The sequence below is a fragment of the Geosporobacter ferrireducens genome (genome assembly GCF_001750685.1).
GTDB classification, from domain to species: Bacteria; Bacillota; Clostridia; order Peptostreptococcales; family Thermotaleaceae; genus Geosporobacter; species Geosporobacter ferrireducens.
In genome coordinates, this window is sequence record NZ_CP017269.1 from 1682215 (window position 1) to 1697084 (window position 14870).

The following is a 14870-nucleotide window of genomic DNA, read 5'->3' on the forward strand; positions in this document are numbered from 1 at the left end:
TATTCTTGTCTTTCAGCGAAGTATTTTCATAATAAAAATGAACCGGCTGCTATTTTTATTAAGGTAGGTGGATAAGAATGAGATTTGATTCAAAAGAAGCTTGGGCAGAATGGAATTCATTGGATTTTTTTCCAAAATCCCAATTTGAAGCTTGGCGTTCTGCTTTAAGCGATTCTCATCTAAAATGGTCATTAGACAAATCACCTTCCACCGGTTTTTCAGGTGAAATCAAGATGCGGCATTTGGGTGGTATCCGGTTACTATATTGTGCCTGTGATACATGCAACGGAAAACGCACTCCCAGTGAGATTAACAAAAGTGAAGGCGAATATTTTGGTCTCTTATATATCTACGAAGGTTCCGAAATCGTTTTTCATGAAAATCAGGCATCCAAACTGGAGAAAAACAGCTTTACTCTTTGGGATTCTACAAAACCCATCGAATTTAAGCTCCTTTCAAAAATAAAGAAAGTAACGCTGCTAGTCCCCCAAGACCGCTTGAGAGCACAATTCCCCCAAGTAGATAACTATATTGGAAAAAATCTAGACTGTTCTAAAGGGTTGGGTGCCGTAACCGCTTCACATATTGCGGCATTAGGCAGTGAAGCAAATGCCATAGATAATGGAAGCGGGGATTCAGTGGTGGATCTGACTCTGGAGTTAATTACCACATGCCTGCAGGGGAACACACACCAGGCTATGTCAAAAGCAAAGCAAGAGCTCTTTGACAGTATCATTAAATTTATTCAAAAAAATCTCGAGTTTTCAGAATTAGGGCCATGTTTCATTGCCAATGAGTTTAACATCTCCACACGATATCTTCATTCACTGTTTGCTGAAAAGGGAATATCTATGGGTCATTGGATTCGCGACAAAAGGCTGGAGCAGTGCCGCAGGCAGTTAGTACATGTGGGCCGTTATAAAACCAGTATTACAGATATTGCCTTTCAGTGGGGCTTCAACGATTCTGCCCATTTTAGCAAAGTCTTTAAGAAAAAATATGGTATAACTCCAAGCGAATATCAAAAAAGACATTTCAATCCAATAGGCGGTAAATGATTATTTTATCAACCAATCGTAGTAAGAATCCTATTTTAAAGAAAAAGGACTACCGGAACTTCTCCAGTAGCCTTTTTTATATTTTAAGTCTTTTCTTTATTGGCTATTTTCTCTTTTACAAGATATTATAAATAATAAAAGATCGCTATCACGCTTAGACGGAGTAACAACGTCACACCAGCCTTCATTTATGCAGCAAACCTTTAACTTTTCTCCTCACACAGCTGCAGTGTATACTTTATTAAATCTATATTTCCCCATTTTCCATGACCTGGAATGACAATTTTTGAATCTTTATATCGCTCCAATACCTTCTTTACAGACTTTGGCCATTCCTGAAGATTTGCATCTGCTGTGTTTCCTAAGTCCTTTGAATCCAGACTCTTAATCATGCACCCCCCGAAGAGAATATTTTTCTCTGGAAAATAGACTACTAAATTATCTGGTGAATGACTTTGGCCAGGATAATATATTTCGACTTCCTCATTACCAAATCTAAAATTTTGTAAATCTACTTTATCTAAATTAAAAATTTCTGTCGGTGGAACATAAGGTATTTGTTGATATACATTATAAAGTTCCTTTGTTTCAGGTTTATTTAACCATGACAGCATTAGTTCTCTTGATGCTTCCCCATATTCATAGATCAGCAGCTCCGTCAGAGAGGAACCGTATACAGGGATATCCTTTTGAACCAGAACTTGATTTCCACCTAAGTTATCAAAATGAAATCCTGTATTAATTGCAATTATCTCTCTTTCTCCAAAGCGCTTATGTATCCAATCCAATAATTGTTTCGTAGCTGCTGGTGTATATGGGGTATCCACCAAAACAATATCCCCTGTTTCCATTTCTACTACCATTGAATTGGAAGGCCATGGAAACTCATGATTTATAACATATACACTCTCTTGAATTTCTTCCGCATATAACTTATCTCCAATTTCACCTATAGGGAATACTCTCTCATTTGCAGGTAAACCTACCTGTTTTTCTTGGGACAGTACATTTAAACGCGAAGAGCACCCTGTGTTCCCTATTATTATAAATACTCCTACTAAGACAAAAATAGCTATGTTTTTCATTCTCCATTCCTCCTTAATCAAGTTTATAAATGGAATTATGATATGATCCTCCTTTTCTATGCTATTTGCTATGAAAGCATCATGCTTACAAATGTAATCCATTTACATTTATAGATTACATTCGTAAGCATAAAATGTCAATATTTTTTATCCATATAAAATTAAAATACTTCTTCGTTTTATTTAATAAACCGAAGAAGTATTTTAAGATATTCTCTCATTCATGTTTAACATAACTTTATATAAAGCCCTTGTCCGTTAGAATCGACATGGTTATATCTCTTGCCTGCTGACCGCTTGTATTATCTAATCCTTGAATGTTTACGGCAAAAATGTATACTTGCTGCCCTCTTTCTAAATATCCAATGTACCAGCCATTAATGCTTTTCCCATTAACAATGCCTGTTCCTGTTTTGCCGGATAATACACTCCCTTCCATTTCTACAACTTTCATAATATGCTTTACTGTATCTATATTTTTTTGCGAGAAGGGTAATTGGGATTTGTATAACCTCAGCAGTACATCTACCTGTTCAATAGGGGATATTTTCAGCGACGATTCCTGCCAAAAATTCTGTTTTCCTGAAATATCGCTGTTTCCGTATCCAATTTTTTTCATGTAATCCATTATTTTATCTCTTTCAATCTCATCTGTAAATTTTTCGAAATACCAATCTACAGAATAGGAAAAAGCTGTTTCCAGCGTATGGTCTTGACTCCAAGGTTCAAAAGGATAAATTATTCCATCCCATGGTATCTTTGTATCTTTATCTCTTAACCGTCCGGTTTCAAGACCTATCAAAGAACTGATAATCTTATATGTAGAACAGGGTGAAACCCTCTCTCTACTCCGCTTTTCATTGTATATGTAGTATATATCCTTATTTGCATCAAGCAGTACGAAACTCCCATCATATCCTTGAAAATAGTTGTCTAGATCTTCAAAAATGACATTTTGAGGCATTTCAGCTTGAGCTTTAGATGAACCAGTATAGGAAATACTTTCAGAATTCGTCAAGACGACAAAGCTTAGTAGTACGGATAATATAAAACCGGTAATTCTTCTCAATTTAGATTCTTTTCTAAACGTTACAATCCTATTAATTCTCTTTGTCATGAGTGCTTTATTACTGGATACTGCTGCCATCGAATAAGCATATGGAGACAGTTTCGTACTTTCTAACAATTTGATAATCGCAGTACCGTAATGATAATATTCCTTATCATTCAAAAGTTCTAATACAGCAGCGTCGCAGGCAAGCTCCCGATCCTGCCGCATACGCTTAAAACCATACCATACAATAGGATTGAACCAATGAAGAACTTCTATAATGCAGATTATTAAATTAACTAATATATCTCTATTTTTATAATGTATCAACTCATGAAAAAAGATATATCTTAAATCATCACTACTAAGCCGACTATAAAAATGGGCTGGTAAAATAATACGGGGGTTTAATAAACCAAATAAAGCCGGACTCTTTATATGGTATGATTGAATTACTGGAATATTCTTCCTTATGCTTAGGTTTTCTTTACATTTTTCCAAGACCTCTAGCGGCTCTTTCTCACAGACCCATTTACTCCCTTTAATGATACGCATAGTGCTTATATTGCATATAGAAATATAGCTAAGTGTATAAATTACTCCAACAACCCAAACAAAAAACAAAGCATTCATACTGATCCTGCTTACTGACAAAGTATAATCCTCCATAGGCTGCCAAATACCCTTATGCAACGGAGTATTACGGATAACTGTTTGTAATGGGCCCATATCCACTGGTTTCCCTGCAGTTTTATTTAGGAACCTGTAAATATTGAATATGCTGAATGGGCTTGTAAAAATGCTGGGCAACGCCAATCTTGCTACTAATAAAAACCATATAGAATAGTGCCATTGAGCACTCAACCTATGCTCAAAAATTACTTTCAGTACAAGAATGATGCATGCTGTGATACTTGCCATAAAAGAAGTGGATATTAGCCATGAGAAAAATATCGGTGCTTCCATCTCTGCTTAACCCCACTCTCATTCTTTTTTCTTATCAAGTATACTTTTCAACTGATCAATTTCGTCTTTTGTCAAGTCCTGATCTTCTAAAAAATTAGTAAGCAACACACTTAGTGCTCCTCCATAAACCCGCTCAAGAAAGGAGCGACTTTCCTCCTTAACACACGCATCCTCTGTAACCAAAGGATAATAGAGATAAGAACGTCCTTCTTGCGTAAAGCCAACAGCATTTTTTCTAACAAGTCTACCCAGTAATGTTTTTACAGTTTTGGGCTTCCATGATGTTACCCCTTCAAGCTGTTCTATCACCTGGCTGGAAGTAATTGGAGAATTGGTCCACAATACTTTCATCACCTGCCACTCAGTGTCTGAAATACTTGGTAATTTCTTCATTAAATCACCTCATTAAGATTACGTTTGTAATTCTATCCTATAACTTTTCTATTTCCGTGTCAATGTTCTTTTATAGTGACAAGGGGACGGGGTTATTGTCACGCTGCATTTTTTTGAATAATCCCTCTACTAATTCCTGTCAATCTTTCAATTTGTCTAATTGATAGACCCTATCCTTCCTTTAACTCTTTTATATATCTATTTTTTTTATCTACATCCATCATTTGTAGGTCTACTCCTGCCCAACTTTACAATGACCATATAATCTGTAGGCTATAAGCTCCCTGTATTTTTGCAAGGTTTGAATAAGCTTTTGACAATCCTCCTCATCTTCAAACACAGTTTGACGATTTATTCCTCTCATAACAATATGGTATATTCCACTTTTACTTTTTATCCTTGTCATGAAAATCACCTCTATGATATGTTATATCCTAGAGGTGATCGCGCGTCAACAACCCCGTCCCCTTGTCACGTCCCCCAACCCAGTCCCCTTGGTTTCGTGGTTTACTCGAATTCTGGCGCATATTTATTGCAAAACTCTTTTCTTGCTATTTCTGTATATTTCAAAATGAATTCAGTTTTAGCATTGGTATATCCATCTCTATTATGCATGTATTCCTCTTTCAGTTCTTGTTTTAGTTTTCCATATACTTCAGCAATTTCTTTATAAATTAAAAGATAATCTCTGAAATATAATTCATTCCAATCTCCCCAAAATCTAACATGGAGATGAAAAACTTTTTCAGCAAAACCATTTGGAGTATACCCCTTATTAAATGACATTTGTAAGTCTGGTTTATTTTTAAATGACATTAATGTCCAGCCAGCATTACTTAATTTATACTTTATTTGCTCTATATCACTGTTACAATCAATTTCCAACAAAATATCTACAGTGGGTTTGGCAATCAATCCTTCAATAGCACTACTTCCAATATGATTTATTCGCTTTATGCTATTTTCACCTATTGCATTAACTATTTCATCTTTTTCAACTAAGTACCATTCTTTGTAAGAAGGATTATGTTCCTTTAAAATAATCGGAAATAGTTGCCATAATTCTTCTAACGACATTTCGGACAATGCTTTTCCCATAGGAACCTCCTAAATAATACATAAATATCTTTACTTCGTACTTTCTTACAAGTGTGGATTAAATTATAGTCTACTCATATGCTAATTATAACAATAATTTCAATATAATGTATATAACTAAACAAAAATCGACTTTCTTTCTTTAAAACTCGATATTTAAGTTTTTAATGCCAAATGCCAACAACCCCATCACTGTGACACGTCCATATAAAAGGTGAAAAGCTAGGATGATTGTTATATAATGGTATGTAAGTATCTAGTAAAGAAGCCAGAAGAGAATTATGAAAGTCGGCTTAATTAGACATTTTGAGGTTGATTTACCTCTGAAGAAAAATCTCTCATCAAATGAATTTGCAGAATGGGTTAAACGATACAACTCATTTAAAGTAAAGACAAGAGAGATTGAGATTAACTCAACAGAATGGGATAAATGTTATAGCAGTGATTTGCCAAGGGCGATGGAAACGGCGAACTATTTGTTCAAAGGAAAAATTCACAAAACAGAATTAATTAGGGAAGTACCTCTGGGCCCAATTATTACAACAAAGTTCAAAATACATCAAAGAAGTATCGAAAAATTGGGGAATCACAGACAGAATGATAGTGTACCATTGCTCTGCCGGACGGATTAAGGGAGCTAAAAAAATGGGAAATACATGGCTCGTTCCTGCTGACGCTGAAAAACCGGCTGTCTGACGATATGGGAGCAGTAAAGGAAAGGATGGTGAAAATAAATGAAACGGATATTTTTGGTCGAGGACGATAAGGCAATCGCTAAAAACCTTATACTTTTGCTCCGCTCGGAGGGATTTACAGTCACCCACGCCCCTACGCGACGTGACGCCCTTGCCATACTTGCCGGGAATAAATTTGACTTGGCACTCGTTGATATTTCTTTGCCTGACGGAAATGGCTTTACGGTTTGCACGGAAATCAAAGAAACGCAAGAGGTTCCTGTTATCTTTCTGACGGCTTCCGGCGATGAGGCGAGCGTTGTTACCGGGCTGAACATGGGGGCGGACGACTATATCACCAAGCCTTTTCGTCCCCGGGAATTGATTGCACGAATTGGAACTGCCCTGCGAAAAAGCGGTCGTTTCGGGTCGGATTTTGAAATTCGCGGACTTCATGTTGATACGGCAAGCGGCATTGTGAAAAAAAACGGCCGCGAGGTTTTTCTTTCAGCATTAGAATACCGCTTGTTGCTGGTGTTTATTAGCAACCCTAAAAGTATTATCACAAGGAGCAGGCTGCTTGACGAATTGTGGGACGCTGCAGGCGAGTTTGTCAACGACAATACACTGACCGTGTACATCAAACGCCTGCGGGAGAAGATAGAGGATGATCCGGCAAGTCCGCAAATCATTCTGACCGTTCGCGGGACAGGGTATAGATTGGGGGACAGGTATGCTTCGGAATAGAGAGTTTCGGCAGTTTGCCTTTTTGTTCTCCTTCATGACCGCCGCCGCTGTGACACTGGGATTTGCAATCAATACGACGGCTGGAATCCTTGCCATTACTTCTGCCGCCGCCTTCGGCACAGCGTTTTTTGCATTTACCAAAGCCCGATACAAAAGCATTGCGCAGATTGCAGATCAAATCGATCTTGTGCTTCATAATGCTGACCATCTGTATATTGGTGAATCGGACGAGGGCGAACTTTCCATTCTGCACAGCGAGATAACAAAAATGATGCTGCGTATTCGGGAGCAAAACAACGCGCTGAAAAAAGAAAAAGAACATCTTGCCGATTCACTGGCCGACATAGCCCACCAACTCCGAACTCCTCTCACATCCGCGAACCTCATTCTGTCATTGTTAGCAAATACCCCTGATGAAAACGAACGGAAAGCATTTGTGCGTGAAACAGAGGAATTGCTTGTGCGGATGGATTGGCTGATTACTTCCCTACTAAAATTATCCCGCTTGGACGCGGGCATTGTAGTGTTCCAGAGCGAGCAGATAGATGTGAACACTTTGATAAGCGCCGCGCTTCGCCCGTTTCTTATCCCGATGGAACTGCACGATATTCCTTTGCAAATAGACGTGCCGAAAGGGATCATCATTCAGGGCGATTCAGGTTGGCTTTCGGAAGCAATTCAAAACATCCTCAAAAATTGCATGGAAAGCGCTGGCGAGAACGGGAAGATTGAGATTGTCTGCAGGTCCAACCCACTGTTTACTGAGATTACCATCCACGACAGCGGCGTAGGTTTTGAAAAAGAAGATTTACCCTGCCTGTTTGACAGGTTTTATCGTGGGAAAAACCCAAACGCTACAGGATACGGGATTGGATTGGCGCTCTGCAAGACGATTATAACACGGCAGGGCGGGACGATTATCGCAAAAAATCACCCGCATGGCGGCGCGAACTTTGCCATTCGTTTCCCAAAGTGACGAATCTCTCACCGAAAAGTCACAGAGATGTAAGTTGAAATCTTTATTATATGGGTAAACCGTGACGAAGGAGGCTCACATAATGGAGTTCTTAAAAATTGAAAATCTATGCAAGGTCTACGGCAAGGGTGAAAATCAAGTTACCGCACTTGACCATGTTTCGCTTACTATCGAAAAGGGGGAGTTTACCGCAATCATCGGTTCCTCCGGCTCCGGCAAATCCACATTGCTTCACAGCATCGGCGCCGTGGATGTGCCGACAAGCGGAAAGGTGTATTTGGACGGGCAGGATGTCTATGGCCAAAGCAATGAAAAACTTGCCATTTTCCGCAGGCGGCAGATCGGACTGATTTACCAGTTTCACAACCTCATTCCCACTCTGAATGTGGTGGAAAACATCACCTTGCCTATACTGATGGACAAGCGGAAGGTCAACGAGGAGCGGCTGAATGACCTTCTCGAAATGATTGGATTAAAAGACCGCAAAACCCATTTACCCAATCAGCTTTCGGGCGGCCAGCAACAGCGTGTTTCTATTGGACGCGCTTTGATGAACGCCCCGGCGGTCATGCTTGCTGACGAACCCACGGGCAGTTTGGACAGCCGAAATGGACATGAAATCATCAAACTGCTGAAAGAAAGCAATAAAAAATATGGGCAAACCCTGCTTCTCGTTACCCATGACGAAAATATCGCCCTGCAAGCAGACCGCATTATCGGCATATCAGACGGCAAAGTAGCAAGAGACGAGAGGGTGCGGCCATGAACATTTTTAACAAAGTCACCTTGCAAAGCTTGAAAAAAAGCCGCACCCGAACAATTGTTACGGTGATCGGAGTGGTTCTGTCCGCCGCCATGATTACGGCAGTCGCTACCTTTGCCGTGTCCCTGCAAAGCTATATGATAAACGGTGCTGCTGCCAAATATGGTGATTGGCATATTGAAATCCCGGACACAGATTCCTCCATTGTGCAGAAACAGGCAGAGGACAGCCGAGTGGCAGATGCGGTAGCGCTGCAGAACATCGGCTATGCCACACTGGAAGGCGGACAAAATCCCGACAAGCCCTATCTTTTTATTACCGGATGGAACGAGGAAGCCTTGGATGCTCTGCCCATCAAGATGCTTTCCGGCAGACTGCCGGAGAACAGCAGCGAGGTCGTGATACCGGCTCATATTGCGGCAAACGGCGGCGTGAAAATTTCGGTGGGCGACACACTCACTCTCTCGGTCGGCAACCGCATGAGCGGCGATCAGAAGCTCAGCCAGCACGATTCGTATCGTGCCGGGGAAGAAACGCTTGTACCCACGACAGAGAAAACATATACGGTTGTCGGCATCTGTGGGCGGCCGGCAATCGAGGAGTATGCTGCACCCGGATACACTTTCATCACAACAGAGGATACAGCCGCAGCGGATAGTCTTACCGCATTTATTACACTGAAGAACCCATATCAGGTTCATTCTTATGCAGACAGCCTATCAGACAATAACAGTTACGTTTTGAACGATGATGTACTACGTTTTATGGGACTTTCAGGGGAAAAGATGGTTACAGTTCTCCTATACTCGATTGGCGGCATTTTGATTGCCCTGGTTATGCTCGGCTCGGTGTTCCTGATTTATAATTCATTCAACATATCACTGAACAAACGCACACACCAGTTTGGAATTCTCATGTCAGTAGGTGCCACGGAAAAACAGCTGCGCAATTCTGTGCTGTTTGAGGGGCTTTGCATCGGTACAATCGGCATTCCGATCGGCATTTTGGTCGGGATACCAAGCATCCAGCTTGTGCTTTCTCTTGTGGCAAAAAATTTCGCAAATGTTATGTATGACAATGTACCGTTGACTTTGGTGGTATCTGTTCCTGCTCTTGTTGCTGCGGCGGTTATCAGTATGATCACCATTCTGATTTCGGCCTATATTCCGGCAAAGAAGGCCGCCAGTACGCCTGTGATGGAGTGTATCCGCCAGACAAACGAGGTCAAGGTGGAAGCCAAAGCCATAAGAACCTCAAAGCTCGCGAAACGCCTTTACGGTTTAGAGGAAACACTTGCGTTAAAAAACTTTAAGAGAAACAGGCGGCGTTACCGCAGCATTATCCTGTCGCTTACGTTAAGCGTCGTGTTATTTGTGTCGGCAAGCTCTTTCGGAACCTATCTGAATCAGCTCGCGGAGAATTCATCTGTGGTAGTTGAAGAATATGACATCTGTTTTTATTCGCGAGACATGGAGGAAAGCGAGCTGTTCCAGCTTTATGACGAGCTAAAAACCGCCGACGGCGTTACCGAAAGCTCTTATCAGGCACTTTGGACCTATTCCTGCGTGCTCAATACAAGTGATTTGTCAAGTCATTTTTTGGATGAGTTCGGCGAGCCCATCGGTTATGATGGGGCAAGTGAAACGGTGGAAGTGCAGTTGGATATTCAGTTTGTTGAGGACAGCGTCTATCAGAACCTGCTCGAAGGCCTCGGTCTGTCCGCAGAGGAATACACCGGGCAGGACAAAAAAATGATCATGGCAGGAATACTGCCCGGGCGTTGGTATACGCAGGAACAGCCTATGGAATTTACGCTCCGCTCCAAGACCGGGGACCAGACGAAAACGATCCGTGCAACCTTTGTAAAAGACTACCCGGATCTGCTGCCCACGGAGCCGGGTGAGTGGCCCGGATACGCTCTTATGGTGATGGCCCCTTACGAGGTAAAGCCGCAGTTTGACGCACTGGGTGTGACTGTAAAGCCTACAAAACTGGGCATGACCTTCCAGTCAGAAAATCCCGGTCAGTCTACAGCTGCAATGCAGACGATGATTGATGGGGCCGGCATTACCGCCGACTATCATCTGTACAATGTCTATGAGATACTGGAGCAAAACCGTAATATCACATTCATTGTCAATCTGTTCTCGGTTGTTTTTATCATGATGATTTCGCTGATCGCGGTTGCGAACGTCTTCAACACGATTTCCACCAATATCAAGCTGCGCAGACGGGAACTTGCCATGCTCCGTTCTGTGGGGATGTCAGACCGGGATTTCAATAAGATGATGTGCTTTGAATGCGCTCTTTATGGAGCACGGACGATGCTTTGGGGTCTGCCCCTCTCAGGAATCCTTTCCTATCTGATTTATAAGGGCATGATCATCGGCGGCGGAAATGTTGATTTTGTGTTCCCGTGGGGCAGTATGGCAATCAGCGTGTTTGGTGTGCTCTTTATTGTATTTATTACAATGCTGTATGCCATTAGCAAGATAAAAAAAGAAAATATTATTGATGCGCTTCGGGATGACATGACTTGATTCAAAACCGATATTAAGATGATGTTTTACGTCCAAAATGTAGCCATACGACAATTTTGAAATAACAAACAAAACCCCCGGTTTTTGTTCGTGCAGATAATTCAGGCGAAGTCGTCCATAGTTGCCCAAATTATCAAACTCTGCTTTTCCGTCAATTTCAATGTTGGGGTATAGTAACCCATCAATTTCTGTGTATTCAAATTCAAACTTTGCCATAAAGCAAATCCTCCAATAAAGAGTATTTACAATTCATCGGTAATCGTTTGGCTGTGTGCTAAACAACTATGATTTTCGTAAACATCCTTATTGGAGGATTGCATTCTCCCGCAGCCTTTTTTGTGCTTTAAATTTTTCTTTATCGTCCTTTCCGTTTCAAGTCAATATGCTCTAGCAGGACATTACTCTCCCAGTATCATCTCTGATGCTGCTTCAAATTCTTTCATGGCATTATCCAGGTATGCTTTCGTATCAGCAGTATTCATATAGTCAGGTTCAACGCAATATGCAGTGGCGATGTCCTCAGCATATTCAGGCATCTTTGAAACCTGCTCCATGGCATCACTGACCTTTTTAATGATACGCTCGTCGGTACCCTTTGGGAAGGATAGGAAGTATGCACGTTGGGCAATTAAATCATAGCCTTGCTCCTTGGCAGTAGGGACATCAGAGAACAAACCGCTGCGCTCTTCGGAAAAGACAGCCAGCACACGGAAATCTCCAGAATCTATATAGGGTTTCATAACACCGTAAGGATTCACGTTTATATCAATCTTCTGCGCCAATAGCGCCGCATTCCGGTCGGTTCCGCCGCCGGCGTCAACAATATTAAAATCAGCGCCCGTAAGTTCTTCTATTTGTCGTCCAACATAATAGGTGTAACCGCCAACAGAGGAAGCATAAGTTAACTTACCGGGGTTCGCTTTTCCATAGCCAATCAGGTCATCAAGGGTTTTATAAGGGCTTTTTGTATTCACAGCAAGAATGTATGAATTGTCCATAATTCCTGTAGCCGCAACATCCAATGCCTCATGAGCAAAATCAGTTACTCCGACAACCTTGTTCATCAGCATAGAGTCATGGAAGAATAGGCCGGAATATCCATCTGGTTTAGAATCCCGTACCAAAATGGTCCCTCCGCTGCCATTTGCGCCGGCAACATTCACAACCACTACAGGTGTACCTAAAATTGGTTCTAAATACTTTGCATAGGTCCGGGCATGGAAATCTGTATCTCCACCCGCATTAAAGGGAACAACAATTTCAAAGGGCTTGTTCGGCCAGTCAAAGGACTCTTCAGATGCTTTTTCAGGTGCTTCTTTTTCTGTTTGAGCCGGTGATGAACAGCCCGCAAACAAACTGGTGACTAAAAGCATTGCAATTAAAAGAACACTTATTTTCTTCATTTCTCATTCTCCTTTTCTTTTTTTGTTATATGATTTCTTCAATAACAAACCTTTTGAGAACAACTGGTTCTGTCTGCTTTCTACTTGTCTAGGCAGTTGCTGATTTCTTTGCATTTTTTATATTTTTACGGACAGTAAGAGTGATGGATATCAAGGCCGCCACTAGAAAAAGTGCGGAAATAGGCTCTGTTAAAAACATTGTATAATCGCCCTTGGCGAACATGAGTCCCCGTCTGAGATTGGTCTCCATTAATGGTCCGATGATAAATCCTAAAATAAAGGGAGAAGCAGGAATGTCCACCTTATGGAAGGCAAAGCCCAATATTCCGAAGAGCAGCACAGTCCATACATCAAACAAACGGTTTCCTATTCCAAATGCACCGATAACGCAGAACAGGAATATCCCTGGCAGTAAATAATGCTTGGGAATTTTCAACAGTGCTGCAAATACCCGAAGACCATAAAACTCAATGAATAGCATAGCAAAGGCACCAATAATCATCGTCAGAAATATTGCATAGACCACATCTACATTTTGGGTAAACATCAACGGGCCTGGCGCTATCCCCTGTATCGTTAAGCCTCCAAGGAGCATGGCGGTTACAGTATCTCCCGGAATCCCCAGGGCCAGCAGCGGAACTAGCGCACCGCCTATTGCAGCATTGTTGGAGGTCTCTGTGGCTACAATCCCATCAATGACTCCCGTTCCAAATTTTTCTGGATATTTGGAGCGATTTTTGATGGCACCATATGCCATTACATTGGCTACACCTCCTCCAATGCCAGGCAATATTCCGATGCCAATACCCAATAAACCAGAAATAAGCATATTCCATTTCTGACTGAAAAACTCCTTCCAGGTAAAGCCAAAACCCTTAATTCCCTTAATATCCACCTTAACAGTTTCCATCTCGGTGGTATATTTCACCTTTTCTGCAGTAATTAATATTTCCGCTATGGCAAACAGACCGATAAGCACCGGCAGGATGTTAAAGCCGGAAGACAGTTGAGGCGTTCCGAAGGTATACCGCTGCACACTGCCAATTGCATCCATGCCTACGGTAGCAAATATACAGCCTAAAAACCCGGAAATCAACCCCTTTGTCATAGACTTTCCCGATAAGCCTGCCATCATGGTTAGAGAGAAAACTGCAACTGAAAAATACTCATATGCACCAAAATTAATAGCAATCTTTGCCAATAATGGAGACATAAAGATTAATACAATGGTAGACATGATTGTACCAATAAAGGAGTATACAATTCCTACGCCTAATGCTTTGGGCCCCTCTCCCTTTGCGGTAAGAGGATAACCGTCAAAACAGGTGGCCACAGAGGAGGGTGTTCCGGGAATTCTTGTAAGTATGGCAGAAATCAATCCGCCTGAAATACCTCCGATATATAATGATACCAGCAGTACAATACCTGCTACCGGACTCATTTTGTAGGTAATGGGCAGAAACAGCGCCAGTGCCATGGTTGCACTCAAGCCTGGTATGGCCCCAAATATAATGCCCAAAGTAACGCCGAAAACAATGATCAACAAACTTAGTGGATTGAATACTGCCTGTGCTCCGATTATAAAGGAGTCTAACATAATTTTTTCAACCTCCTTTCATGATTAACCGCCAAATAGAACTCCGATAGGCAGCTTTAGGTACATCAGATTACGAAACAGATAATAGGTGCCTAAGGACAATGTAACTGAGAAAATGATAACCGCAGCATAATTCGGCTTCGTGCTTGCAGGTGTGAGCAACAGACTCATAAAGAACAGGAACAGGGCTGAGGAAAGCATGAATCCCAACAATTGCATTGAGGCCACATAGGCCACAATGAGAAAAAAAGTCATCATCACATTTTTGGTATCCTTCTGCTCTTCCACTGTATCATCCTTAAAGCGCTTTACCTCCTTGATACTCTGATATATCTGACATCCTGCAAGAAATAGCAGAATAGAACCATAGATTTCCGGCATGAACTCCGCTCCAATTGCAACGAATTTCGTTCGTCGGATAAAGAGAGATCCAATTAAGTAAGCAATAGCGAAAAGCGCCGTTACAATGCCTGCAATAAGTCCCTTGTATTTTTTAAAGAACGGTCTCCCCATAAAGGA

General features: G+C 41.5%; 14 protein-coding genes and 1 pseudogene. 6 read left to right on the forward strand and 9 right to left on the reverse strand.

Annotation, left to right across the window (positions count from 1 at the left end; genetic code table 11):
• Positions 1-77: 77 nt before the first annotated feature.
• Positions 78-1058 (forward strand): helix-turn-helix domain-containing protein, encoded by a 981-nt coding sequence (locus tag Gferi_RS08255; RefSeq protein WP_069975395.1) that lies wholly within the window; start codon positions 78-80, stop codon positions 1056-1058.
• A gap of 203 nt (positions 1059-1261) precedes the next feature.
• Here the strand turns inward: Gferi_RS08255 and bla are convergent, their stop codons facing one another.
• The 5 genes from bla to Gferi_RS08275 form a co-directional block, all read right to left on the reverse strand.
• Positions 1262-2143, reverse strand: coding sequence for a subclass B1 metallo-beta-lactamase (bla, locus tag Gferi_RS08260; protein ID WP_069975397.1), 882 nt, complete (start codon positions 2141-2143; stop codon positions 1262-1264).
• 238 nt (positions 2144-2381) lie between these two features.
• Positions 2382-4160 (reverse strand): BlaR1 family beta-lactam sensor/signal transducer, encoded by a 1779-nt coding sequence (locus Gferi_RS08265; RefSeq protein WP_069975399.1) that lies wholly within the window; start codon positions 4158-4160, stop codon positions 2382-2384.
• Between the two features lie 18 nt (positions 4161-4178).
• Positions 4179-4553: a BlaI/MecI/CopY family transcriptional regulator gene (locus tag Gferi_RS08270; RefSeq protein ID WP_069975401.1), complete on the reverse strand. Its 375-nt coding sequence runs from the start codon at positions 4551-4553 to the stop codon at positions 4179-4181.
• 232 nt (positions 4554-4785) lie between these two features.
• Positions 4786-4959: a hypothetical protein gene (locus Gferi_RS28800; protein ID WP_156782348.1), complete on the reverse strand. Its 174-nt coding sequence runs from the start codon at positions 4957-4959 to the stop codon at positions 4786-4788.
• Positions 4960-5060: 101 nt separating this feature from the next.
• On the reverse strand, positions 5061-5651 hold the full coding sequence (locus tag Gferi_RS08275; protein ID WP_069975403.1) for a GrpB family protein: 591 nt from the start codon (positions 5649-5651) through the stop codon (positions 5061-5063).
• A 281-nt stretch (positions 5652-5932) separates the two neighbouring features.
• Here Gferi_RS08275 and Gferi_RS28040 point away from each other — a divergent pair, with 281 nt between their 5' ends.
• From Gferi_RS28040 to Gferi_RS08300, 5 genes are all read left to right on the forward strand, one after another.
• Positions 5933-6283, forward strand: a complete 351-nt coding sequence (locus Gferi_RS28040; RefSeq protein WP_069975405.1) for a histidine phosphatase family protein — start codon at positions 5933-5935, stop codon at positions 6281-6283.
• Positions 6284-6385: 102 nt separating this feature from the next.
• Complete coding sequence (locus tag Gferi_RS08285; RefSeq protein WP_069975407.1) at positions 6386-7072, forward strand: response regulator transcription factor; 687 nt, start codon at positions 6386-6388, stop codon at positions 7070-7072.
• Positions 7059-8048 carry a sensor histidine kinase gene (locus Gferi_RS08290; RefSeq protein ID WP_069975409.1) on the forward strand — a complete coding sequence of 330 codons (990 nt, stop codon included), beginning with the start codon at positions 7059-7061 and terminating at the stop codon, positions 8046-8048. The genes Gferi_RS08285 and Gferi_RS08290 overlap by 14 nt, the downstream gene beginning before the upstream one ends.
• Before the next feature lie 82 nt (positions 8049-8130).
• Positions 8131-8814 carry an ABC transporter ATP-binding protein gene (locus Gferi_RS08295; protein ID WP_069975411.1) on the forward strand — a complete coding sequence of 228 codons (684 nt, stop codon included), beginning with the start codon at positions 8131-8133 and terminating at the stop codon, positions 8812-8814.
• Positions 8811-11351, forward strand: coding sequence for an ABC transporter permease (locus tag Gferi_RS08300; protein ID WP_069975413.1), 2541 nt, complete (start codon positions 8811-8813; stop codon positions 11349-11351). Before Gferi_RS08295 ends, Gferi_RS08300 begins: the two co-directional genes overlap by 4 nt.
• Positions 11352-11483: 132 nt before the next feature.
• Here Gferi_RS08300 and Gferi_RS29450 read toward each other — a convergent pair.
• The 4 genes and pseudogenes from Gferi_RS29450 to Gferi_RS08315 all read right to left on the reverse strand — a co-directional run.
• Positions 11484-11567, reverse strand: a pseudogene (locus tag Gferi_RS29450) (hypothetical protein); the annotation flags it as partial.
• Between the two features lie 182 nt (positions 11568-11749).
• Positions 11750-12754: a tripartite tricarboxylate transporter substrate binding protein gene (locus Gferi_RS08305; protein WP_069975415.1), complete on the reverse strand. Its 1005-nt coding sequence runs from the start codon at positions 12752-12754 to the stop codon at positions 11750-11752.
• An 88-nt stretch (positions 12755-12842) separates the two neighbouring features.
• Positions 12843-14351, reverse strand: coding sequence for a tripartite tricarboxylate transporter permease (locus tag Gferi_RS08310; protein WP_069975417.1), 1509 nt, complete (start codon positions 14349-14351; stop codon positions 12843-12845).
• A 24-nt stretch (positions 14352-14375) separates the two neighbouring features.
• Positions 14376-14864 carry a tripartite tricarboxylate transporter TctB family protein gene (locus Gferi_RS08315; RefSeq protein ID WP_069975418.1) on the reverse strand — a complete coding sequence of 163 codons (489 nt, stop codon included), beginning with the start codon at positions 14862-14864 and terminating at the stop codon, positions 14376-14378.
• Positions 14865-14870 lie beyond the last annotated feature (6 nt).